Annotated in this window: 19 protein-coding genes; 11 read left to right on the top strand and 8 right to left on the bottom strand. The window is 60.5% G+C overall.

All coding sequences use genetic code 11. From position 1 onward, the window contains the following. Positions 1-5 precede the first annotated feature (5 nt). Both WA943_RS04715 and WA943_RS04710 read right to left on the bottom strand, forming a co-directional pair. A complete protein-coding gene (locus tag WA943_RS04715) occupies positions 6-512 on the bottom strand; it encodes a MarR family winged helix-turn-helix transcriptional regulator (protein WP_424468691.1) in 507 nt (168 codons plus the stop codon). 117 nt (positions 513-629) lie between these two features. Continuing rightward, complete coding sequence (locus tag WA943_RS04710) at positions 630-839, bottom strand: hypothetical protein (RefSeq protein ID WP_424468690.1); 210 nt, start codon at positions 837-839, stop codon at positions 630-632. Between the two features lie 401 nt (positions 840-1,240). Between WA943_RS04710 and mgtA the strand changes: the two genes are divergently transcribed. Both mgtA and WA943_RS04700 read left to right on the top strand, forming a co-directional pair. Continuing rightward, positions 1,241-3,856 carry a magnesium-translocating P-type ATPase gene (mgtA, locus tag WA943_RS04705; protein WP_424468689.1) on the top strand — a complete coding sequence of 872 codons (2,616 nt, stop codon included), beginning with the start codon at positions 1,241-1,243 and terminating at the stop codon, positions 3,854-3,856. 66 nt (positions 3,857-3,922) lie between these two features. Next, positions 3,923-4,822, top strand: coding sequence for a ribose-phosphate diphosphokinase (locus WA943_RS04700; protein WP_424468688.1), 900 nt, complete (start codon positions 3,923-3,925; stop codon positions 4,820-4,822). Positions 4,823-4,885: 63 nt separating this feature from the next. Here WA943_RS04700 and WA943_RS04695 read toward each other — a convergent pair whose 3' ends face one another. From WA943_RS04695 to WA943_RS04680, 4 genes are all read right to left on the bottom strand, one after another. Continuing rightward, positions 4,886-5,869: a zinc-dependent alcohol dehydrogenase family protein gene (locus WA943_RS04695; RefSeq protein ID WP_424468687.1), complete on the bottom strand. Its 984-nt coding sequence runs from the start codon at positions 5,867-5,869 to the stop codon at positions 4,886-4,888. A 148-nt stretch (positions 5,870-6,017) separates the two neighbouring features. Further along, positions 6,018-6,206 (bottom strand): hypothetical protein, encoded by a 189-nt coding sequence (locus WA943_RS04690; protein ID WP_424468686.1) that lies wholly within the window; start codon positions 6,204-6,206, stop codon positions 6,018-6,020. After that, a complete protein-coding gene (locus WA943_RS04685) occupies positions 6,157-6,450 on the bottom strand; it encodes an ATP-binding cassette domain-containing protein (protein ID WP_424468685.1) in 294 nt (97 codons plus the stop codon). The genes WA943_RS04690 and WA943_RS04685 overlap by 50 nt, the downstream gene beginning before the upstream one ends. Before the next feature lie 56 nt (positions 6,451-6,506). Then, positions 6,507-7,388, bottom strand: coding sequence for a universal stress protein (locus WA943_RS04680; RefSeq protein WP_424468684.1), 882 nt, complete (start codon positions 7,386-7,388; stop codon positions 6,507-6,509). Positions 7,389-7,698: 310 nt separating this feature from the next. Here WA943_RS04680 and WA943_RS04675 point away from each other — a divergent pair, with 310 nt between their 5' ends. From WA943_RS04675 to WA943_RS04660, 4 genes are read left to right on the top strand one after another with little or no spacing between them, the layout of a single operon-like run. Beyond that, the gene (locus WA943_RS04675) at positions 7,699-8,259 is read left to right on the top strand and encodes a nitroreductase family protein (protein WP_424468683.1); all 561 of its coding nucleotides are present in this window, start codon (positions 7,699-7,701) and stop codon (positions 8,257-8,259) included. Between the two features lie 21 nt (positions 8,260-8,280). After that, the gene (locus WA943_RS04670; protein ID WP_424468682.1) at positions 8,281-9,318 is read left to right on the top strand and encodes a zinc-dependent alcohol dehydrogenase family protein; all 1,038 of its coding nucleotides are present in this window, start codon (positions 8,281-8,283) and stop codon (positions 9,316-9,318) included. A 40-nt stretch (positions 9,319-9,358) separates the two neighbouring features. Beyond that, entirely contained in the window at positions 9,359-9,760 is a 402-nt protein-coding gene (locus WA943_RS04665; RefSeq protein WP_424468681.1) for a DUF3775 domain-containing protein, read from the top strand. A gap of 18 nt (positions 9,761-9,778) precedes the next feature. Then, positions 9,779-9,997: a ChaB family protein gene (locus WA943_RS04660; protein ID WP_424468680.1), complete on the top strand. Its 219-nt coding sequence runs from the start codon at positions 9,779-9,781 to the stop codon at positions 9,995-9,997. Between the two features lie 9 nt (positions 9,998-10,006). Here WA943_RS04660 and WA943_RS04655 read toward each other — a convergent pair whose 3' ends face one another. Further along, positions 10,007-12,016: a protein-L-isoaspartate(D-aspartate) O-methyltransferase gene (locus WA943_RS04655; protein ID WP_424468679.1), complete on the bottom strand. Its 2,010-nt coding sequence runs from the start codon at positions 12,014-12,016 to the stop codon at positions 10,007-10,009. 162 nt (positions 12,017-12,178) lie between these two features. Between WA943_RS04655 and ppsA the strand changes: the two genes are divergently transcribed. Genes ppsA through WA943_RS04630 form a run of 5 tightly spaced genes read left to right on the top strand, consistent with a single transcriptional unit; the run spans position 12,179 to position 20,381 of the window. Beyond that, positions 12,179-14,692: a phosphoenolpyruvate synthase gene (gene ppsA / locus WA943_RS04650; RefSeq protein WP_424468719.1), complete on the top strand. Its 2,514-nt coding sequence runs from the start codon at positions 12,179-12,181 to the stop codon at positions 14,690-14,692. A gap of 50 nt (positions 14,693-14,742) precedes the next feature. Further along, complete coding sequence (locus WA943_RS04645) at positions 14,743-16,527, top strand: ABC transporter ATP-binding protein/permease (protein ID WP_424468678.1); 1,785 nt, start codon at positions 14,743-14,745, stop codon at positions 16,525-16,527. After that, positions 16,524-17,894: a GH1 family beta-glucosidase gene (locus WA943_RS04640; RefSeq protein WP_424468677.1), complete on the top strand. Its 1,371-nt coding sequence runs from the start codon at positions 16,524-16,526 to the stop codon at positions 17,892-17,894. Before WA943_RS04645 ends, WA943_RS04640 begins: the two co-directional genes overlap by 4 nt. A 4-nt stretch (positions 17,895-17,898) precedes the next feature. Beyond that, positions 17,899-19,950, top strand: a complete 2,052-nt coding sequence (locus WA943_RS04635) for a glycoside hydrolase family 2 protein (protein WP_424468676.1) — start codon at positions 17,899-17,901, stop codon at positions 19,948-19,950. Next, a complete protein-coding gene (locus WA943_RS04630) occupies positions 19,947-20,381 on the top strand; it encodes a hypothetical protein (protein ID WP_424468675.1) in 435 nt (144 codons plus the stop codon). The genes WA943_RS04635 and WA943_RS04630 overlap by 4 nt, the downstream gene beginning before the upstream one ends. A gap of 386 nt (positions 20,382-20,767) precedes the next feature. On the opposite strand, the gene WA943_RS04625 is transcribed toward WA943_RS04630, so the two are convergent. Beyond that, positions 20,768-21,883 carry a YeiH family protein gene (locus WA943_RS04625; RefSeq protein WP_424468674.1) on the bottom strand — a complete coding sequence of 372 codons (1,116 nt, stop codon included), beginning with the start codon at positions 21,881-21,883 and terminating at the stop codon, positions 20,768-20,770. Positions 21,884-21,947: the final 64 nt, after the last annotated feature.

The following is a 21,947-nucleotide window of genomic DNA, read 5'->3' as shown; positions in this document are numbered from 1 at the left end:
TTTTACTACTTGTACTTGGTTCGCATTTCGATCTGGGGTTCACCGGCGCTGCGTGCGGGCGCGCTGCCGGGCAACAAGGTTGTGATGTTGGACCTCACGCGGGTGAGAAGATCGACCAGCGCCACGCGTTCGCTTTGCGACAGACCCGCCAGCACGACATCGTAGGTTTCTTCCGCGATTTCCCAGATATGGTCGAGGACCGGCGCAGCCTGGCTGGTGAGAAAGAGACGTTGCGCCCGGCGATCGTTGGGATCGGGACGCCGCTCGACGAGACCCGCTGCAACCAGCTTGTCGATCAGACGCGCGACCGTGATTGGCTGCACTTCCAGAAGCTCGGACAGGCTGACCTGATTGAGGCCCTCATTGCGCGACAGGTGCACGAGCGCTCGCCATTGCGCCTGCGTGAGGCCCATTGGCGTGACGCGCTCATTGAAGATGCGTCGGAGCATGCGCGAAGCATCGCCGATCAGAAAACCGACGCCCCATGCAGGATTTTGAACTGGACCATCCATCAATATAGGCAGCAAGGCTGTTTAAGGGGTCTACACTTAATAAGCATTGCTCATTATATGCCGATGAAAAAGCCTCCCGCAAGGGAGGCTGATTCAAATTTTTGTGAGGCCGATCTGTCAGTAGCGCAGGGCGGCATAGGCCAGAAGCGCGATGCCGTAGAAGCTCATCGCGACATAGGTGGCGGCTGCAAAAGCCTCACCAAAGTCGAACTCCTTCGACGCATTTGCCAGTTCCTTGCCGAGCAGGCCGACCTTGCTCACCGTTTCGGCGGCGAAAGACGTAGCGGGGGTCGCGGCGTGTGTTGCGGGCGTATGGACGACGGGCATGGCTAAATCCCTTCCAGATCAGATGGTTACAGGCAACCCATCCTGTCGTCCGTCCCTGGCAGGGGTGCGCTTTACAAAGCGCCTCTTGGTTTTGATGTTCGATCAAGAATATGCTGCATTGCACAAATTGACAAGATGTCAGTTTGTAAATTTTCCGCGACGGTCAGCCGCGGGAAATTTGTCAAATCGCTCAGCTTGGCGGTGCAAGCCGATTTCCCCTGCAATTTTGACTCAACTATCCGTATGCGCATTTTCAGCTATGAAAGTCACCGTGCAGGCATAACCTGATTGAGCCGGGTACTGCGCGCCTGGATATTTACCGTCGTCCCATTGTCCGGACTGTTTGCCGCTAATCTTGGCCAGCTTGTGGACCGCGGCAAAGGCTCGAGGGGTAACAGGGCGTGAACCTAACTCGTGAACGCCAGCCGATAAGCGCGCCGAACGCGGCCGATGCCGACCATGGCGAGCTTGGGGCCGAGGAAGTCTGGCAGGAACCGGCAGCCCGGCTTCTCGCGAGGCTGGCGACAAACCCCGCCGGTCTCTCCGCAGCAGAAGCGCGGTCACGTCTGGCGATCTATGGGCCCAACGATGCGGCAACCGTCAAGCGTTTGCCTCTTTGGCTCCAATTTCTCGGCCGTTTCAGAAATCCTCTGGTCATCATTCTGCTTGTAGCGAGCGGTCTGTCCGCAGCTACCGGCGACGTTGCGAGCTTTCTGATTGTCGTGTCGATCGTCACGATCAGCATGACGCTTGATTTCGTGCAGGAAGTCCGTGCCCAGAATGCGGTCGAGGCGCTGCGCCGGTCGGTGGCTGTGCAGGCGACCGTGCGGCGCGACGGCGCATGCATCTCGGTACCGATCGACCAGCTCGTTCCCGGCGATATTGTCGAACTGATCGCGGGCGATCTGGTGCCTGCGGATTCACGCCTGCTTGAAAGCCGGGATCTGTTCATCAATCAGGCTCTCCTGACCGGTGAGCCTTACCCCGCCGAGAAACAGGCGGGCGATACGGCTTCGGGCGCTGAAAATCCCGCCGGTGCTTCAAACGCCGTCTTTGCAGGCACCTCCGTCATCAGCGGCACGGCGACCATTCTCATCTGCCGGACCGGCGGCAGCACGGCGCTTGGCCATCTTGCGACGAGCCTGGCGGAAAAGCTGCCCGCAACTGCCTTCGTTGTCGGCATTCGTCGTTTCGGCCTTTTGATCATGCGCTTCACCATATTGATGGTGTTGTTCGTGCTGGTGGTGAACATCTATTTCGACCGTCCGGTGCTGGAGTCGCTGATGTTCGCACTGGCGCTCGCCGTCGGGCTGACGCCGGAACTGCTGCCGATGATCGTGACGGTGACGCTCGCCCGCTCGGCGATGGATCTGGCCAAACGAAAGGTGATCGTAAAGCGCCTTTCCGCCATCCACGATCTCGGCGCCATGAATGTGTTGTGCACCGACAAGACCGGCACGCTGACGGAAGCCACGATCGAACTTGTGCGCGCCATCGACGGGCGCGGGGTCGAGAGCGCACGCGCTTATGCCTATGCCTATGTGAACAGCTCGTTTGAAAGTGGCATGAAGAGCCCGCTCGACGATGCGATCCTCGCCGCGCATCCCTACGACATGGCGGGCTGGAAGAAGATCGATGAAGTGCCGTTTGATTTTGCAAGGCGGCGCGTTTCGGTTCTGGTCGAGCATGAGGCGCAGCGTCGCCTCATCGTGAAGGGCGCGCCGGAGGATCTCTTGCGTCTGTCCGGGCAATATGAAAGCGCGGATGGAGAGGTGCATCCGCTCGATGCAGAAACGTGCCGCGCCTTTGAGGCCACGCTGGACGGGCTGGGCGCGCAAGGTTTTCGCGCGCTCGGCATAGCAAGCCGCCTGGTCGACATGAACCATGCGACTGCCGCGATCTCCGATGAGAGCGATCTCGTTTTTTCCGGCTTTGCCGTTTTTCTCGATCCGCCAAAGGCAAGCGCCGGAGCCACGATCGAGGCGATGGCCGCGGCCGGCATCGCCGTCAAGGTACTGACGGGAGACAATGAACTTGTGGCACGTCATGTCTTTGCCGAGATCGGCGTGCCGGTCACCGGCGTGCTGACCGGCGATATGCTGACCCATCTTTCGGACGAGGCCCTGATCGGGCAAGTGTCGCAGGTGAATCTGTTCTGCCGCGTCAATCCGCAACAGAAGCACCGGATATTGCTGGCGCTGAAGCGGCTCGGCAATGTCGTCGGGTTCCTCGGCGACGGCATCAACGACGCTCCGGCGCTGCATGCCGCGGATGTCGGCATATCGGTCGACGGCGCGGCCGATGTAGCGCGCGCCGCCGCCGATCTGATCCTGCTCGAACACGACCTTTCCGTCGTGCATGACGCCGTGATCGACGGACGCGGAGCGGTTCAGAACGTATCCAAATATGTTCTGATGGGTTCAAGCTCGAACTTCGGCAATATGTTCAGCATGGCCGGCGCCGCGCTGTTCCTGCCTTTCCTGCCAATGCTGCCGATCCAGATATTGCTGAACAACCTGCTTTACGACATCTCGGAAATCGCGATTCCGTTCGACCGCGTCGATCAGGAGTCCATCGCCCTGCCGGTGAAGTGGGACGTTCAGATGATCGAGCGGTTCATGCTGGTATTCGGGCCCGTCAGCTCCATCTTCGATTTTCTGACCTTTTATGCCCTGCTGCATCTGTTCAAGGCTGACGAGGCGCTCTTTCAAACCGGCTGGTTCATCGAGTCGATCACGACGCAGGTATTGGTGGTCTTCGCCATTCGTACACGGCGGCGCTTCTATCAAAGCAAGCCGCACATGTTTCTCGCTGCCATGGCATTTGGCGCTGTGGCCATTGCGGTGCTTCTTCCCTTTTTTCCGCTGGGCCGGTGGTTCGGCTTCGTGGCGCCGCCGCCGCTGTTCTTCGTTTACCTGATCGGCGCGACGGTCGCCTATCTGGCAATCGTCGAGGTCGCCAAAGGTCTCTTCTATCGCTGGGCAAGATTGTCGGGCGACCGGTCGACCGGACGATAGGGCTAGGCACTGGCGCGCAGCGCGGCAATATTGAGAATGACCAACCCGTACTGGAGAACCCACCCTATGAGCGGATTTATTCTGCATGCCTTCGAGCATGGAATGCACGAGGCGGCGGAAATCGCGCGGCGTCTTGGGACGCGGGTCGCGCCGATCCATGTTCACAAATTTCCCGATGACGAGTCTCTGGTGACGGTCTCGCAAGCTGATGCAAGCGCCTGCATTTACTGTCCCCTCGATCGTCCGAACGCGAGGCTTGTGGAACTGATTCTGGCGGCTGACGCGTTGCGCAGAAATGGCGCGCGCCGCCTCGTCCTTGTCGCGCCCTATCTCTGCTACATGCGTCAGGATGTGGCCTTCCATGAAGGCGAGGCGGTCGGTCAGCAAGCCGTCGGCCGCTTGCTTGGCAGCCTGTTCGACAGGATCGTGACGGTCGATCCGCATCTGCATCGCGTGAAGGAAATCTCGTCGGTCTTTCCCGGCATCGAGGCAGAAAGCCTGAGCGCGGCACCCGCTATTGTCGCTTTCGTAAAAGCGAAAGCCTTGCCGCACGACATGCTGGTGGCGGGGCCGGACGGCGAATCCATACAATGGGTCGAACAGATCGGTGCAGCTTTGGGCTGCGAAAGCATCGTCGGCTCGAAACGCCGCCTTGGCGACCGCAATGTCGAGATCGAGTTTCCGCTCCACGTCCTCGATGGACGCGCCGTTCTTCTGGTCGATGACATTGTTTCGAGCGGCGGCACCATGACCGAGGCGATCAGGGGCCTGAAGCGCGCGGGCGCTGGCGCGGTGCGGGTTGCTGTCACCCATGCGCTTTTCGATTCTGTTGTTGAGAAAAACATGCGCGAGGCGGGAGCGGAAGAAATCTGGTCGAGCGACGGTATTCCGCATCCGACGAACGCCATTCCGCTTGCCGATCTGCTGGCGGATGCATTGAGGCGAGAAGCGGGCGTTGCATCGTGATGGTTACACGGGTTGTTCACAAAGCGGCACGCGCTTGAAATTGCGAACCGCAAGGCGTGACATTCAGGGCACGAGGACTGCGGCACCTTCCAGATGACCGCTGCGCAGATCGTCGAGCGCCTCGTTTGCGCGCGAGAGAGGATAGATGGTCGTCGTCGTCTTGATACCGAAGCCGGGAGCCAGGTTCAGAAACTCGACCGCGTCCGCGCGTGTGAGATTGGCGACAGAGACGAGCTGCCGCTCCTCCCAGAGGAGGCTATAGGGAAAGCTTGGAATGTCGCTCATGTGAATACCGGCGCAAACGACGCGGCCGCCTTTGCGAACGGCGCGAAGCGCAGTCGGAACGAGATCGCCGACCGGCGCGTAAATGATCGCCATATCGAGCGGCTCCGGTGGCATCTCGTCCGATCCGCCCGCCCAGTCGGCGCCGAGCGCGCGTGCGAAGTCTTGCGCGGCCTTGTCGCCGGGGCGTCCGAAGGCAAAGACCTTGCGCCCCTGAGCCTGCGCAACCTGAAGCACGATATGGCCTGCTGCGCCGAAGCCGTAGATGCCGAGCGTCGCGCCATCGCCCGCTATCCTCAGCGACCGCCAGCCGATCAGCCCGGCGCAGAGGAGGGGAGCCGCCGCGATGTCGTCACCGATGTCACCGAGCGGAAAAACAAATCTCGCATCCGCGATCGCATGGCTCGCATAGCCGCCGTCGCGCGTGTAGCCGGTAAAAAGCGGTTTGTCGCAAAGATTTTCGCGGCCCGCGCGGCAATAGCGACAGACGCCGCAAGTCGCACCGAGCCACGGAATGCCGACGCGCTGGCCAAGCGTAAAACCACTCACGCCCTCGCCGATCCTGTCGACCGTTCCCACGATTTCGTGGCCCGGAATGAGGGGCAGCTTCGGCTCCGGCAACTCACCGTCGACGACATGGAGGTCGGTGCGACAGACGCCGCAGGCGAGCACGCGAACGCGAACTTCACCGCGGCCCGGTTCGGGATCGGGAAGCTCTCGCATGACGAGCGGCTTGCCGGGGCTTTCGAGCATCATCGCACGCATCGGTAACTCCCGAATGTTTGAGGGGCGCAAAGCCGTATCAAATTATTGGTCGGAAGTCGGGCTGTCCTTCATTCGAAGATTGCGGGCCTTCCTGCCTCGCTCGATAAATCTCTTGTGAAGATAGTTCTCGCATATTCGCGGTGTTCCACTATGTCGCCAGACGCGGATACATCCGTCTACCGATAAAGACGAGTATCGCAAGAGTGGTGCAGAGGATCAGGGCATCCGCGCCAAGGCCGAAGGCGCTCTCCCCGCCTTCGAGCATGAGCGTCCGAAGCCCATCGACCTCATAGGTCAACGGGTTGAAATGGGAAACCCACTGCAGCCAGGTCGGCATGATGCTCATCGGATATGTGCCGCACCTGCGCGGCTTGCCGGACGATGTCGTATCCGCACACCGTTGCGCTGCCTGACGTCGGCGGTAGCGGCGTCGTCAACATTTTTATGAGCGTACTCTTTCCGGCACCGTTCCGGCCGAGAAGGCCGAATACTTCGCCGGGTGCAATCGACAATGTGAAGTTGTCGACCGCCTGAACATTGCCGAAGCGGCGGCTAAGCCGGTCAGTTGCGAGCACTTCCATGATCAACCAGCCTCTTTCAAAATCGAAAACTTCGGCCAGAAAATAGAGCAGGAACCTCAGTGCGCCATCAATATGGGTAGTTCGGTGCCGGCAAGGACATGCCGCGTGAAGCCGCCGAAAATAAGCTCGCTGACCCGGCTGTGGCTATAGCCGCCCATCACCAGCATATCCGCGCTCACTTCCTTGGCGATCGTCAGGATCGTGTCGTGTATCGAACCGCAGGGATGGGCGAGATAGCGGATGTCTGTCTGAACATCGTGCCAGCGCAGGTTCCTGGCGAGCGCATCGACCGCCTCGATTGTTACAGCGTCATGCTCGGCGATGTTGATGAGCACGATCTGCCGCGCCTTGGCGATGAAGGGCATCGCCGCCGTGATGGCGCGGGCCGACTCCGCTGTGTCCTTCCATGCGATCGCAATCGTTTCGCCGAGACGAGCGGGCGCTTTCGCGGGCGCGAGGAGGAGCGGCCGCCCGCTGCCGAGAAGCATGCTGCCCATCATCTCGCGCGTGAGCCCGCCCCACTGCGTCGGGTGCCCGATCACGGTGAGATCATGAACACGCGCCTGCCGGGTCAGAATGTCGATCTCGCGGCCCATGAGTTCGGTCCAGGCGGCGGTCGGCGCGCGCGGGCAGGGAGCCAGGCTTACCTGTTCCAGCTTTTCGCGCAGACAAAAAGCATCGAAGGTTTTCCGGGATCGCTCGGTCCGCTTGCTGTCCTCCTCCTGGAGCGCTGTTGCGATGTCTCCGACGGCGAAGGCGGCACCCGTGCCCATGCCTACGTCATAGCCTGCAGCCTGCATGAATATCTGCGATGGATCGGGATGCACATGCACGCAATCGAGATGCCCACCGAAGGTGCGCGCGACCGCGAGCGCCGTTTCGAGCGCGGCCGGATCGTTGGAAAAACCTGTGGTGGGAACAAATATGGATTTGAACATGCCGCTCACTTCTTGTTGGAGTGCCTGCGTCGATCACCCCTTCAGCACACGAAGCGGTGCGTTCTCTCGAAATATTCGAGCCTTGTCCGGCCTTGATACTACAAGGATTTTGGATAGCGGCAGCCCCCATTTCTCGATTAAGGCCGGAAATCGGCTAGGGATTTTTACCTACTGCAAAGCCTGTCCGAACCTTTCGGGGCGCGGTCGCTCAGGCCGGGCAAGTTGATCGAGGTCAATGCGCGTGAGGCGTCACGGGCGCTAAATGACAAGGGATACGGCATGTTTGTCTGTCCCGTCAGGAGCGCCCGGCATGGACCTTCTTCAGACGATCAAGACCCGGCGCGCAGTGCGGGCCTATAGCGACAAGCACATCGCCCAGCCAGATATCGACGAATTGATTGCGGCTGCCATCGCAGCGCCAAGCGCGATGAATATGCAGCCATGGGCTTTCGCTGTGGCCCTCGGCAAGGAACGGGTCGCAACGCTGGGCGAGCTTGCCAAGGCGTCGCTGCTGGCGGAACTCGATGCCTATCCGCAGCTCAGCCACATGCGGCCGACGCTTGAGGATCGCAATTTCTCGATTTTCTACGGTGCGCCTGCACTCATCGTCATCTACGCCACCGGTCCCGAAGCCCAGGCGGCGGAGGATTGCTGTCTCGCCGGACAGAACCTGTTGCTGGCCGCCCGCGCCTGCGATCTCGGCACCTGCTGGGTCGGGCTCGCCCGGCCCTGGTTCAACAAATCGGCGACGAAGGCCGAACTCGGCCTGCCGCCTGCGCAAGTCGCAGTCGCCCCCATCATTGTCGGCCATCCCGCCGCCTGGCCCGAAGCTACCGACAGGCATGCGCCGCATGTCCACTGGATCCGTTAGTGTTGTGAGGAGGAAGAGGAAATGAAAGCTCTCGTCTATCAAGGGCCGGGCAAGAAAGCTCTGCGGGACCGCCCGACGCCCGAGATCGTCGATCCGAGCGACGCCATCGTCAGGATGACCCGCACGACGATCTGCGGCACTGATCTTCATATCCTCAAAGGCGACGTTCCGACCTGCGAGCCGGGGCGCATCCTCGGCCATGAAGGCGTCGGGATCGTCGAGAAGACAGGCGCCGCCGTTACTGCATTCAAGAAGGGCGACCGCGTTCTCATCTCCTGCATTTCGGCATGCGGCAAATGCGAGTATTGCCGCAAGGGTATGTATTCCCATTGCACGACCGGCGGCTGGATTCTCGGCAATAAGATCGACGGCACGCAAGCCGAGTTTGTACGCATCCCTCATGCCGACACGAGTCTCTATCCCATACCCGCCGGCTCGGACGAGGAAGCCCTCGTCATGCTGAGCGACATTCTCCCGACAGGTTTTGAATGCGGCGTGCTCAACGGCAAGGTTAAGCCGGGCGACACCGTCGCCATCGTCGGCTCGGGGCCCATCGGCCTTGCCGCGCTTCTGACTGCGCAATTCTATTCGCCCGCCGAGATCATCATGATCGATCTCGATAACAACCGGCTCGAAGTTGCAAAACGCTTCGGCGCAACCGCGACGATCAACAGTGCGGACGGCAAGGCGGCCGAGACGGTGATGAAAATGACGGGCGGGCACGGAGTTGACACAGCCATCGAGGCGGTCGGCGTTCCCGCGACCTTTCTCATCTGTCAGGACATTGTGGGAGCCGGCGGCACGATCGCCAATGTGGGCGTCCACGGTATCAAGGTCGATTTGCATCTCGAAAGGCTCTGGTCGCAGAATATCTCCATCACGACGCGCCTCGTGGACACGGTGACGACGCCGATGCTTCTGAAAACAGTTCAGTCGAAAAAGATCGATCCGAAGCTTCTCATTACGCATCGCTTCAAGCTCGCCAATATCATCGAGGCATACGAGACCTTCACAGACGCGGCCAAGACCCATGCGTTGAAGGTCATCATCGAAGCCTAGGGAGCCGTGGACGACAGAACTCATGTGCGCAGGAGGCTCCATGCCTGAAATCAGCACTGAAAAAGTTTGCTACATCATCCAGAAGGCGCGCATGTTCGATGTGAAGGCGGAGGTGTCCGATCCGGATTCAGGGTCGAACCCGACGGATGATGACATGCGCGACGCCCTTGAGGATTTTTCAGACGATCCGACGCGGCAGCAACTGGTCGCCTTTATCCGTGGCCTCGCCGAGGATGAGCAGATCGCGCTCGTCGCGCTCGCATGGGTGGGACGCGGCACCTACAGCGCTGAAGAGTGGGATGAGGCACTGGAAGCTGCACGCGATGCGCATAATCCACGCACGGCAGAATATCTTCTGGGCCTTCCTCTTCTTGGCGACTATCTGGAGGAAGGGCTCGATGCCTTTGACGAGAGTTGCGCCGACTTCACCGAAAATCTCTAGCGTCGCGCGAGGCATTGCATGCCCTATGAAACGAATGCGGATCTGCCTCCTACGGTGCGCGGCCATCTTCCTGCCCATGCGCAGGACATTTTCCGCGAGGCATTCAACCATGCCTGGAACCAGTATGCGTCGGAAGGCGCGCGCCGGGAGGAAGCGGCTTTTCGCGTGGCATGGGCGGCGGTCAAGAAAGGCTACCGCAAGAGGGGCGACACATGGGTCTTGAAAGACGCAATGTGAAGGCCGCCGCTAGAGCCCGAACGGATAGGTGTCGGGCATATCCTCAAGCTCCTCGGTCTCGAAAGGCGTCACGGCTCGCGTCTTGTCGAACCAGACATATTCGTCGAACTGCCGTGGCAGCGTCGCTTCGAAGTAATGGCTCTGCAACTCCGTCTCGGGCCGGTAGATGACGCCGATGGCGCGTTCGAGGCGCGGCTTCGACAGGCCTTGCGCGATATCCGTCGCGATCGGCGCGCGCAGCTTGAGAAAGAAACGCTCGCTGCCGGTTTCATGACAAAGCCGCTCATAGCTTTGGGGCAGGGCAGGGTGCACCTTCTTGATCTCCATCGGCGCTTCCCAGTTCGACGCGGCCGCCACCGTGCCGCTATTCGTGCCGAAGCCGATGGAATAGACGGCGGATCCGAATTCGCGCCTGCAAAGCTCGCCTATATTGGTTTCGCCGCGCGCCGACATTTCCGTCGCCGACGCATCGCCCACATGCGAGTTATGCGCCCAGACGATTGCCTTGCTTCCTGCGCCGTGAAAGCCGAGAAGCGCCTTCAGCGTTTCAAACATATGCGTGTCGCGCAGATTCCATGACGCGCGCGAACCATAATACATGATACGGTAGTAGCGCTCCGCGTTGGCGACGAGGCGCGCATTCTGCACCGCGTCGAGAAAACGCTCGCCGTCGCTCTCGGCATAGGCGCGCCGCTTCTCCAGAAGATCGGAGAGCATGTGCACGACCTCTTTCTCGCAGGTCCGGTATGTCCCCGTGAGCGCCGCATGGCCATAGGTCGCCGGGTCCGTCTGCCAGGGCGTCAGGCAGCCGTAGCGCCTGCGCGCGACCTCCGCCGTCGCCGGATCGACCTCATCGAGATAGGCGAGCACCGAGCGAATTGAATTATAGAGGCTGTAGAGATCGAGGCCGTGAAAGGCGACGCGGCGCGCGGGCTCGACCGCGGCGTTGTGAGCGCGGAGCCAGTCGACAAAGGTGCGTACTTCCCTGTTGCGCCACATCCAGACCGGAAAGCGCGCAAAGGCCGTCCATTCGGAAGGCGGATATTCGGCGTGGCGCACATAATGGTCGATGCGTGCAGCATCCGGCCAGTCGCCCTCGATGGCGATGAAGGAGAAGCCCTTCTTTTCGATGAGCGTGCGCGAAATGCGCTCCCGCATGCGATAGAACTCCGACGTGCCATGCGTTGCCTCGCCAAGCAGGACGACGCGCGCATCGCCGATACGTTTCAGGAGCGGTTCGAGGTCTGCATTGTCGATGCTGCCGAACGGCTCGCTCTCCCTTGCGATCGCCTTTGCAAGCTTTGCATCCTCCGTCTCGGGTGCCCGGGCTTTCCGTGGTGCGCCCGCCTCGGCTTCCGCCTGCGTCCATCCCGCCTCGCCGACCAGCGGCACGAAGCGAACATCGAGAAGTTCCTCCGTCTTGTATTCGTTTTCGGAAAGCCGCGTGACGCGCACAAGCTCCTGCAAGCGTGGATCGTCGCCGACCGGTACGACGAGCCTGCCGCCGATCCTGAGTTGGTTCTTCAGTGCTTCCGGCACCTCCGGCCCGCCCGCTGTCACGACGATTGCATCGTAAGGCGCGCCTCTGTTCCAGCCCATTGTTCCGTCGGCATGGTTGACATGCACATTGGCATAGCCGAGATCGGCAAGCACCGTCGCGGCCTTTTCCGCGAGCTGGCCGACGCGCTCGACGGTGTAAACTTCGCCTGCGATGCGCGACAGGACAGCGGCGGCGTAACCCGATCCCGTCCCGATCTCGAGCACGCGCTCATTGCCTTCAAGGCCGAGAGCCTCTGTCATCAAGGCCACGATATAGGGTTGAGAGATCGTCTGCCCTTCGGCAATGGGAAGCGGCGCGTCGTCATAGGCGAATTCCCGCATCTCATGCGGCAGGAAGGCCTCGCGCGGTACCTTTCGCATCGCCTCCAGCACATTCGCGCTCAGTACACCCCGCGCGGCGATCTGCAGATCGACCATATTGGAGCGGCGTCTTGCGAGGTCAGCTTCGTCGCTGTCCATGGGCTTCTCCGATTTTCTCGATCCCGGGATCGCGGGCTTTGGGGCGAATTGCCCCGATCATATTGTCAGGCTCTTGATCCCAGGCCTTTGACCTCAATCAATGTTTCGGGCGGGCCGATTGTGCATAAGACTCTGGCCGTTGTGCCGGGGGAGAAGAGCGTCATGCCGCATCACGATTACATTCGCTGGTTTAAGGACATCCATGTCGCGGACGTATCGCTTGTCGGCGGCAAGACCTCGTCGCTTGGCGAGCTTTACAACGCGCTATCCGACGCGGGCGTTCGCGTTCCAAACGGCTTTGCGCTGACCGCCGGGGCCTATCGCGACGCGCTGACCAAGGCGGGGGCCTGGGAAAAGCTCGCGCCGCTCCTCAAGGGCCTCAAGCGCGCCGATACCAGGACGCTCGCCCGCAACGCCGCCAAGGCGCGCGATATCGTTTACCGAGCAACGGGAACGGACGAAATCAGGCAGCAGATCGAGACGGCCTATGCAACGTTGCAGAAGCAATATGGCAAGAACGTCGCGGTCGCCGTGCGCAGTTCCGCCACTGCCGAAGACCTGCCGACTGCAAGTTTTGCGGGCCAGCACGAAAGCTTCCTCAATGTGAGCGGCTTGCCCCATGTGATCGATGCCTGTCGCCGCTGCTTTGCGTCCATCTTCACCGACCGCGCTATCGTCTACCGGAATAATAGTGGCTTTGCCCATTCCAAGGTTTTTCTCTCCGTCGCCGTCATGAAGATGGTGCGCTCGGATATGGCGGCGAGCGGTGTGATGTTCACGCTGGATACGGAGTCTGGCTTTCGCGACGTTGTTTTCATCACTGGCGCTTATGGCCTTGGCGAAACGATTGTGCAGGGTCAGGTCGATCCGGACGAGTTCTATGTGCACAAGCCGACCTTCAAGGCAGGCCATCGCGCCATTCTTCGCCACTCGCTCGGAGCGAAGGAAGTGAAGCTCAAATACGCGCGCGTGAAGAAGGAGGTAAGCACGCGTCTCGTGAAGACGCCGCGCATCGATCGCGAGCGCTATTGCATTTCCGACCGCGAGGCGCTGGACCTTGCCGGTCAGGCTATGGCGATCGAGGGTCATTACTCGAAGGCAGCAGGCCATCCGATGCCCATGGATATCGAATGGGCGAAGGACGGAGTGGATGGCCGCCTCTACATCATTCAGGCGCGGCCCGAGACGGTCGCCTCCCAGCGGGCGACGAATGTTTTTGAAACATATGCGCTGAAAGGAAAGGGCGCCGTCGTCGCGTCCGGCCGCGCCGTCGGCGAGAAGATCGCGACCGGCAAGGCCCGCGTCATCGTGAACAAGCGAGACCTCGCCAAATTCAAGCCCAGTGAGGTTCTGGTGGCGCGAACGACAAGCCCTGACTGGCAACCCGTATTGGAAAAGGCGGCGGCGATCGTGACCGATCATGGCGGCCGCACTTGCCACGCCGCCATTGTCGCGCGCGAGATGGGCGTGCCTGCGGTCATTGGTGCGGAAGGTGCGACCGCAAAGATCAAGACGGGTGAGATCGTCACGATCTCCTGCGCCGAGGGTGAGACCGGCCACATCTACAAGGGCGCCGTTCCCTTCAACGTCACGCGGATGACGACCGACAAGCTGAAGCGACCGAAGACCGCCATCATGGTCAATCTCGGAAATCCCGATCTCGCCTTCCGCACAGCCATGCTGCCCAATGACGGCGTCGGCCTTGCGCGGATGGAATTCATCATCAACGAATATATCGGCGTTCATCCCATGGCCCTTGCCGCACCGAAGAAGGTGGCATCTGCAAGCGACCGCAGGAAAATCGAAACGCTGACGCGAGGCTACAAGAAGCCGGCGGACTTCTTCGTCGAGAAACTTTCGGAAGGTGTCGGCACGATAGCCGCCGCCTTCTATCCAAAGCCGGTCATCGTCCGGCTCTCCGACTTCAAGACGAACGAATATGCAAGCCTCATCGCGGGCGCGGCTTTCGAACCGAAGGAAGCCAATCCCATGCTCGGTTTTCGCGGCGCCTCGCGATATACGCATCAGGCCTATGCGGCGGGCTTCGCGCTTGAATGTGCGGCGCTTGCCAGGGTGCGCGGCAAGATGGGCCTCGACAATCTCAAGATCATGGTTCCCTTCTGCCGCCGCGAAGAAGAGGCGCGCAAAGTCATCGCCAGCATGGCCGAACACGGGCTGAAGCGCGGCGAAAACGGCCTCGAAATTTTTGTCATGTGCGAGATTCCGAACAATGTGATCCGCATCGACGCTTTCTCCGAGCTTTTCGACGGTTTCTCCATCGGCTCGAACGATCTGACGCAGCTTACGCTCGGTGTCGACCGCGATTCCGAAATCGTCGCCTTCGACTTCGACGAGGGAGATCCCGGCATGATGGAAATGCTGCGTCTCGCCGTCACCGGCGCAAAGCGCAACCGCCGCCATGTCGGCATTTGCGGCGAAGCGCCTGCGAATAACCCCGGGATCGCACGTTTTCTCGCAAAGCTCGGCATCGACTCGATCAGCGTCAATCCGCAAAGCGTCATCCGCACCATGACCATCCTTGCGGACGCCGAAGCAGTGCGTGCGCCGAAACGTACAAGTCCGAACGCTGCAACACGGCCACGTCTCCGCCGGATAGGAGCAGGCCCGTTGCGGCGCCAATTCGCTATCTCGACGCCGGGAAAGACAAGGGAGTAGTCTTTACGTGTCCCTGCCAGCCATTCGCATGAAGCCGGACTGAAGGACAGATGACGATCGACGCTCCCATCGTCCGCCGCACCCCGGAAGGCTCGATCCTTTCTCGCTATCGATTCTTGCGGCGTTTCATCCGCATGGCCGCGCCTTTCTGGACCACGGAAGACCGGTGGAAGGCAATCGGCCTCACAGCCGGTCTTGTGCTGTTGACCTTGGCGCAAGTCGTCCTCGCCATCTGGACGAATTACTGGAACGGCGCGCTGTTCGACGCCCTTGGCGAGCGATCCACCTCCCGCTTCCTCGCCCAGATCGGTATTTTCGCCATCATCTTCAGCCTCACCATGGCCGTGGCCGCCATGCATTTGCAGGTAAAAAAGCGGCTGCAGATCAGTTGGCGCGGCTGGCTCACCAGACATGTCATCGACCGCTGGATGTCGGAGAAGCGCCATTACCGGCTCACCTTTACGCCGGGCGAGCACGACAATCCCGACGGCCGCATCGCTGACGACATCAACATCGTTACCGATCTTGCGATCAGCCTCAGCCATACGCTGGTCTACTCGCTGCTCATTCTCGGCAGCTTTGTCGACATTCTGCTCTCCGTCGCCGGTGGCACCACGGTCAGCCTGAACGGCTCGTCATTGCATGTTCCGGGCTACATGGTTGTGCTCGCCTTTGCCTATGCGGGTGCAGGCACTGTGATGGGACTTATCCTTGGCCAGCCTCTCGTCAGATCGACGAACGGGCTGCAAACGGTCGAGGCCAATTTCCGTTTCGGCCTCGCCCGTGCGCGCGAACAAGCCGAAGCGATTGCTCTGGTCGGCGGCGAAAAGATGGAACGGCAGCGGTCATTCGCTCTCTTCTCCGACATTCGCGAATGGTGGGGCCGCCAGACGCTGGCCTATACGTGGATCCTGTTCTTCACCTCCGGCTATGGCGCGCTGCTTCCGGTTTTCCCGATCCTCGTTTGCGCCCCGCAATATATTGCCGGCACCATGTCGCTCGGCGTTCTGATGCAGACGGCTCAGGCGTTCCAGAAACTTACCTCCGCCCTGTCCTGGCCGATCGATAATCTGGCAGACATGGCAAGGTGGAGCGCATCCGCCAATCGTGTTCTGTCGTTGCATGACGACCTCGCCGCGCTAGACGAACAACCTGTCGACGGCATGGAAGAGCGCATCGAATTTGCCACCGCCGCTATACCGACACTCATCATCAGCGATCTGCATATCTCGAGGCCCGAAGGCCCGCACGTTCTCGACGGATTCGATGTTGAAATCCGCGAAGGCGAACGGGTGCTGATTGACGGGGACGCAGACGCCGCCGTCGATCTCTTCAAAGTGGTCGCCGGGCTCTGGCCGTGGGGCAGGGGCCGCGTCCTTCTGCCGAAGGACCGGTCCATCTTTTTCATGCCGCAACGCCCCTTCATTCCGCATGGCTCCCTGCGCACGGCGATCAGCTATCCGGACGAACCCGATCTCTTTGACGACAATGTCATCCGCGCGGCGCTCGATCATGCTGGGCTCGGCTATCTCACCATGAGGCTCGGCGATGTTGAAGCATGGGATCAGGTGCTCACGCAGCGCGGCCAGCAACGCCTCGGATTCGCGCGGCTCTTTCTCCATCGCCCGAGCTGGATATTCATGCAGGAAGCCAGCGACGCTTTCGACCCAAAGGGTGAAGAGAAAATGATGGAGACGTTGCGGCACGAATTCCCGGACGCCACGATCATGACGATCGGTTTTCACCCCGCGCTCGAAAGATTTCACGACCGCAAGCTCTGCCTTGAAAGAGCCGAAAACGCACGCCTCGTGCCGATCAGCAAAGACGGATCATGACACAATCCCCCATCGTCACCGACGCCAAGGCCGCAACCGTCGAGTTGCAGAAGAACGTGCTTCCGAAGGGATTTCTCTGGGGTGCGTCGACATCGAGCTATCAGATCGAAGGCGCGGCGAAGGAGGACGGGCGCGGCGCAAGCATATGGGACACCTATTGCCGCCAGAATGGCCGCATTGCCCATGACGACACGGGCGATGTCGCTTGCGACCATTATCACCGCTATGCCGAAGACGTTGCATTGATGCGCGATCTCGGTTTGAAAGCCTATCGGTTTTCGATTGCCTGGCCGCGTGTGCTTCCGCTCGGACGCGGCGTTACCAATGAAAAGGGCCTCGATTTCTACGACCGTCTGATCGACAGCGTGCTCGAAGCAGGGATCGAACCGTGGCTCTGCCTCTATCATTGGGATCTGCCGCAAGCGCTGGACGATCTCGGCGGCTGGACGAGCCGCGATATAGCCGGATGGTTCGCCGACTATGCGGCGCTCATCTCGCGCCGCTACGGCGACTGTGTGAAGCGCTTCGCCACCTTTAACGAGCCATCCGTCTCAACCATGTTCGGCTATGCCATGGGCTGGAATGCGCCGGGCATCGTGGAGAGGGCATCCTACTTCAAGGCGGTCCATCATCTGAACCTTGCGCATGGCCGCGCCGTCGATGTGATCCGTTCGCTTGTCCCCGATGCTTCCATCGGCATCGTGCATAACCGCCAGCAGGTCTATCCCGAAAGCGACAGTGCGGAGGACGCGCAAGCGGCGGCGCTTCTCGACACGCACTGGAATCTGATTTTCCCCGATCCGCAGAATTTTGCCGCCTATCCGCCGCTCGCCGCGCTCGACATGGAGCCCTATCAGAAAGCCGGCGACATGGCGCAGATCTGCCGCAAGACCGACTGGTTCGGCCTCAATCATTATTCGCCGATCTATGCGCGCGCCGATGCGGGCGCGCAGCTCGGCTTCGGCTGGGGCAAGTCGCCGGACAGTGCCGCCCATACCGGCATCGGCTGGCCGATCCATCCCGATGCCTTCCGCGAAATCCTGATCGACACGGCAAAGCGTTACAAACTTCCCATCTATGTGACGGAGAATGGTTGCGGCGATAATGACGCGCCGAACGCGGCAGGCGAAATTCTCGACGAGAAACGCGTCGACTATCTCCGCGCCTATACCCACGCACTTGGCGAGGCGGTCAAGGCGGGCGCCGATGTGCGCGGCTATTTCGTCTGGTCACTTCTCGACAATTTCGAATGGGGCGCAGGCTTCTCCAACCGCTTCGGCCTCGTCTATGTGGACTTCAAGACGCTGAAGCGCACGCCGAAGTCGTCGGCCCGCTGGTATGCGGACCTCATCCGCAGAGTGAGCTGACCGCATGACCGCCATACAAGCTCATGATGCGTCTCTGATCCAGAACCCCTTCGGGCGTGCACATCTCGATCTTGGCGGTGCATGGCGCATCATTGTCGATCCGCGCAGCCCGGGGCTTCATCCGCCGTTGCCGGGCCGCAATATTGATGGTCTCACCGAGGGCCGCGAGAGCGCGCAGGGGCTTGAGCTCATCGAATTCGCATTCGACGACCGGCACACGCTCCAGACAGGCCGCGACTGGAACACGCAGGATGCGCGTCTGTTCTTTTATGAATCGACTGTCTGGTATCGCAGAGACTTTGCAGCCGCGTGGGAGCCGGGACGCCGCTACCTTCTTCACTTCGGCGCAGTCAATTATCGGGCCGAAATCTGGCTCAACGGCACGCGCATCGGAACGCATGAAGGCGGCTACACGCCCTTTGCCTTCGACGTGACAGAGACATTGAAGAACGGAAACAATTTTCTGATCGTCAAGGTGGATGCGCGGGTCGATGCGGAAACCGTGCCGACGCTTCTCACCGATTGGTGGAACTATGGCGGCATCAAGCGCGAGGTTCTGCTTCTCTCGCTCCCCGATCCCTATATCCGCGATTACTGGATCAGGCTCGACGATCTCGCCACGCGCCGCATCCGTGCGACATTTCATGTCGAAGGCGCGACGACCGGACGCGAAATCGAAGTCGTTCTGCCAGCGCTCGGAGAAACGGCGCGCGCAACCGTCGATGCAGAGGGCCTTGCCGAAACGGTCTTCGACACCAGGGCAAGCCTGTGGTCTTCAGCGCACCCGCAGCTTTACGATGTTGAATTGAATTTCAACGGCGAGACGATCCGCGACCGCATCGGCTTTCGCATGGTCGAGCGGCGCGGGGCCGATATTCTGCTGAACGGCGCGCCTGTTTTCCTCAAAGGAATCTCTGCGCATGAAGAAAGCCCGCGCCATGACGGCAGCGCCTTCGGACCGGAGGACGCCCGCGCACTTCTTTCGCTCGCCGTGGAACTCGGCTGCAATTTCGTGCGGCTCGCGCACTATCCACACAATGAATATGTGACGCGGCTTGCCGACGAACTAGGCCTTCTGGTCTGGTCGGAATCGCCCGTCTATTGGCAGATCTCCTGGGACAATCCGGCGACGCTCGAAAATGCAAAGGCGCAAGTGCGGACGATGGTCGAGCGCGACAGAAATCGTACCAGCGTCATCATCTGGTCGGTCGCCAATGAAACGCCGCCAACCGCTTCGCGCCTCGAATTCCTCAAGAATCTTATTGATGACGTGCGCGCTCTCGACGGCACTCGCCTCGTCTCCGCGGCGATCTATGGCCGCGACAAGGATGTGCGCAAACCTGTCGTCGCAACAATCCGTGCGCGGCTCCTGCTGGACCCGTCCGTCGATGAACGGACCAAGGCGCCCATCCGCAGCGCTTTCGCCGCAGACGGCGTCGACGCGAGCAATCCTGCAATTCTCCAGACGCTCGCTCGTGCGCCTGCGCTCGCGATCGACGATCCATTGGCGGAATATCTGGATGTCATTGCCTGGAACGAATATTTCGGCTGGTACTATGCGGCGCAATGGGCGCGCACTGTACCGATGGATGAGGCGGAAATGGCGCGCATGTTCCTCGTCCTGATGCAGGAACTGACCTTCGACCCTGTCGCCGACAAGCCGCTCATCGTTACGGAATTCGGTGCCGACGCGAAAGCGGGTTTCGAAGGCGACGACCAGACGATGATGTCGGAGTCCTACCAGCTCAGGCTCTATGAACTCCAGCTCGCCATGTTGGCGAAGAGCCACAGGCTTCGCGGCCTTTCGCCCTGGGTGCTCAAGGATTTCCGCTCGCCGCTGCGCACGCATCCCGCCTATCAGGACTATTACAATCGCAAGGGTCTCGTGGATGAAACGGGCGCAAGGAAAAAAGCTTTCGCATATCTGCAACGCATCTATCGCGCGCTCGGCGACGCGCCGCTTCAATCATGGACTGAAGATTCTTTTACCGAGAACGGGTCGAAGCAATTCGGAAAACGGCTCGACACATCACCCGCAAGCAGGAAGCCAAAATGACCAACGCCGCCTCCGCCTACATCCTGCCTCCGCATCTCGAAGACGATCTCGCCAAGGTGCACGCCTACTGGAAGGGCCTGATACGTGGTCAGGCAAGCGATATGCCCTATTGGGACGATGTGAAGCTGACCGACCTGCCCGGGCTGGAGGGCAGGTTGATGCTCGTTGCCGCATTCACCAGGCCCGAACGCTTTCGCTTCGACATCGTCGGCCGGGACGTTTCCGCGCGCTATGGCAAGGCGCTTGCGGGCAGCTTTGCCGATGAGATCGACACGCATGACCCGCTCCACTTTTTCCAGTCGCAAGCCAGCGCGACAGTCGAAGGCCATGCGCCGACCTATTACAGAACGAGCGACTATAGCCGCCTCCTGCTTCCGCTATGGGGCGACGGCCATATCAGCATGCTGCTCGGCGCGGTCGCCTGGCTTTAGTCCTGAAGCCACTCGATATCGTCCGGACTAGCAAGGTGGGTTCTGGGTATAAGAGACGCCCCGATCCTCAAGCCTAATTCCCTATCTGGATGGGTCGCTATTGATCCGACTACGGAAACTGCGGCTAACTTTCTCTACGCAGTTCTCCTGTCCCTGCGGATCATTATTGCGACCATCATGTTGATCAGTGGAATTTCACTTGTGCGGTAGAATAGATCGATTCAAAGCGAGCTATAAGCCGCAGTCGCATCGCCGAACTCTGAATGGTTTTTGCGCAATGATGGATTCGAGCGCACGAAAATGGCAGAGATTTGAATCGCGAGGCTCAGCCTGGAGGTTCTTCTACGCCCGCGCCGTCCAATCGTTTCCGCCGAAGCTTCGAGGCGTCAGGCGAAGAATTCGACCGAGACGAGGACGAGGATGGCGATCCACGCGGTTTCCGCCAGCATCAGGCCGATTGGCCGCCAGCCGACGGTTACGAGATCCTTGAATGACGTCTTCATGCCAAGCGCGGCAATGGCCGTTATCAGACACCAGCGCGAGACATCTGTGGCACCCTCGATGGATTGCTTTGGCAGGAGACCAAAGCTGTTCAATGCGACCAGCGCGGCGAAGCCGAGCAGAAACGGAGGCAGCAAAGGAGCTTTTCTGGATGCGGCGGTGCTGGCGTTTCTGGCGACGACAAGCGCGATGATGAAGACGACCGGGAGCAACATGGACACGCGCAGGAGCTTCACATAGGTCGCAACGTCGCCGGTCTCGGGCGAGATCATGAAACCTGCGCCGACGACCTGGGCGACGTCGTGGATTGTGCCGCCCAGAAAAATCCCGGCATGGGCATGATCGAGCTTCAGCGCTGTGACGAAGACCGGGTAGAGGATCATCGCAAGCGTGGAGAGAGCGGTCACCGCGACGACGGTGAGGATGGTGTCCCGTTCGCTCTCCTTGTGATGTGGCAATACCGACGCAATGGCAAGCGCGGCCGACGCGCCGCATATCGCGACGGCGCCGCCGGACAGGAGGCCAAAGGTTCCACCCAGCCCGAGGCGTTTGGAGAGCAATATGCCCACGAGGATTGTTGTGGCAACGCCGACCACGACCGTTGCGACCGGGACGATGCCAAGACTTTCTATCTGTGCAGCCGTGATGCGAGCGCCGAGAAGCGCGACGCCGACACGCAACACGGTGCGTGACGAAAACTCGATCCCGGCAACGCAGCGCCCTTCTTCATGCAGGAAATGAAAAGCCATGCCGAACAGCAGCGCGAACAGCATGACCGGCGCGCCGTAATGCTGTGAGAGCCATGAAGAGGCGAGCGCAATTGTCAGCGCGGCGAGCACGCCCGGATAGACAGCGTGAAGCAGCGCGCCGCTCGGAACGTATCGATAGAGGCGCGAAGGTTGCGATTGCTCGACATGGACGATGCCTTCCATGCTGTCGAGCGATTCCAGCCGTTCAAGCTCGACAAGCGGATTCTGCAGATTTTTTGGGCCTGCCGCCAATCGAATGTCTTTCTCTATTGTGCACCGCTGGCGTGGCGCTCTCCGTTTCCCGAGAAGGGGCAGC

The sequence above is a fragment of the Parvibaculum sp. genome (genome assembly GCF_049651025.1).
GTDB lineage: Bacteria > Pseudomonadota > Alphaproteobacteria > Parvibaculales > Parvibaculaceae > Parvibaculum.
Note: the sequence above shows the minus strand (reverse complement) of the source record. Positions and strands in the feature narration are given on the sequence as shown.

Coding starts and splice junctions, on each gene's coding strand:
- WA943_RS04645 (WP_424468678.1), top strand. CDS start 14,743: ATGACGATCGACGCTCCCATCGTCCGCCGCACCCCGGAAGGCTCGATC.
- WA943_RS04640 (WP_424468677.1), top strand. CDS start 16,524: ATGACACAATCCCCCATCGTCACCGACGCCAAGGCCGCAACCGTCGAG.
- ppsA (WP_424468719.1), top strand. CDS start 12,179: ATGCCGCATCACGATTACATTCGCTGGTTTAAGGACATCCATGTCGCG.
- WA943_RS04680 (WP_424468684.1), bottom strand. CDS start 7,388: ATGTTCAAATCCATATTTGTTCCCACCACAGGTTTTTCCAACGATCCG.
- WA943_RS04670 (WP_424468682.1), top strand. CDS start 8,281: ATGAAAGCTCTCGTCTATCAAGGGCCGGGCAAGAAAGCTCTGCGGGAC.
- WA943_RS04695 (WP_424468687.1), bottom strand. CDS start 5,869: ATGCGTGCGATGATGCTCGAAAGCCCCGGCAAGCCGCTCGTCATGCGA.
- WA943_RS04690 (WP_424468686.1), bottom strand. CDS start 6,206: ATGCCGACCTGGCTGCAGTGGGTTTCCCATTTCAACCCGTTGACCTAT.
- WA943_RS04635 (WP_424468676.1), top strand. CDS start 17,899: ATGACCGCCATACAAGCTCATGATGCGTCTCTGATCCAGAACCCCTTC.
- WA943_RS04665 (WP_424468681.1), top strand. CDS start 9,359: ATGCCTGAAATCAGCACTGAAAAAGTTTGCTACATCATCCAGAAGGCG.
- WA943_RS04710 (WP_424468690.1), bottom strand. CDS start 839: ATGCCCGTCGTCCATACGCCCGCAACACACGCCGCGACCCCCGCTACG.
- WA943_RS04655 (WP_424468679.1), bottom strand. CDS start 12,016: ATGGACAGCGACGAAGCTGACCTCGCAAGACGCCGCTCCAATATGGTC.
- WA943_RS04685 (WP_424468685.1), bottom strand. CDS start 6,450: ATGGAAGTGCTCGCAACTGACCGGCTTAGCCGCCGCTTCGGCAATGTT.
- WA943_RS04630 (WP_424468675.1), top strand. CDS start 19,947: ATGACCAACGCCGCCTCCGCCTACATCCTGCCTCCGCATCTCGAAGAC.
- WA943_RS04675 (WP_424468683.1), top strand. CDS start 7,699: ATGGACCTTCTTCAGACGATCAAGACCCGGCGCGCAGTGCGGGCCTAT.
- WA943_RS04715 (WP_424468691.1), bottom strand. CDS start 512: ATGGATGGTCCAGTTCAAAATCCTGCATGGGGCGTCGGTTTTCTGATC.
- WA943_RS04700 (WP_424468688.1), top strand. CDS start 3,923: ATGAGCGGATTTATTCTGCATGCCTTCGAGCATGGAATGCACGAGGCG.
- WA943_RS04660 (WP_424468680.1), top strand. CDS start 9,779: ATGCCCTATGAAACGAATGCGGATCTGCCTCCTACGGTGCGCGGCCAT.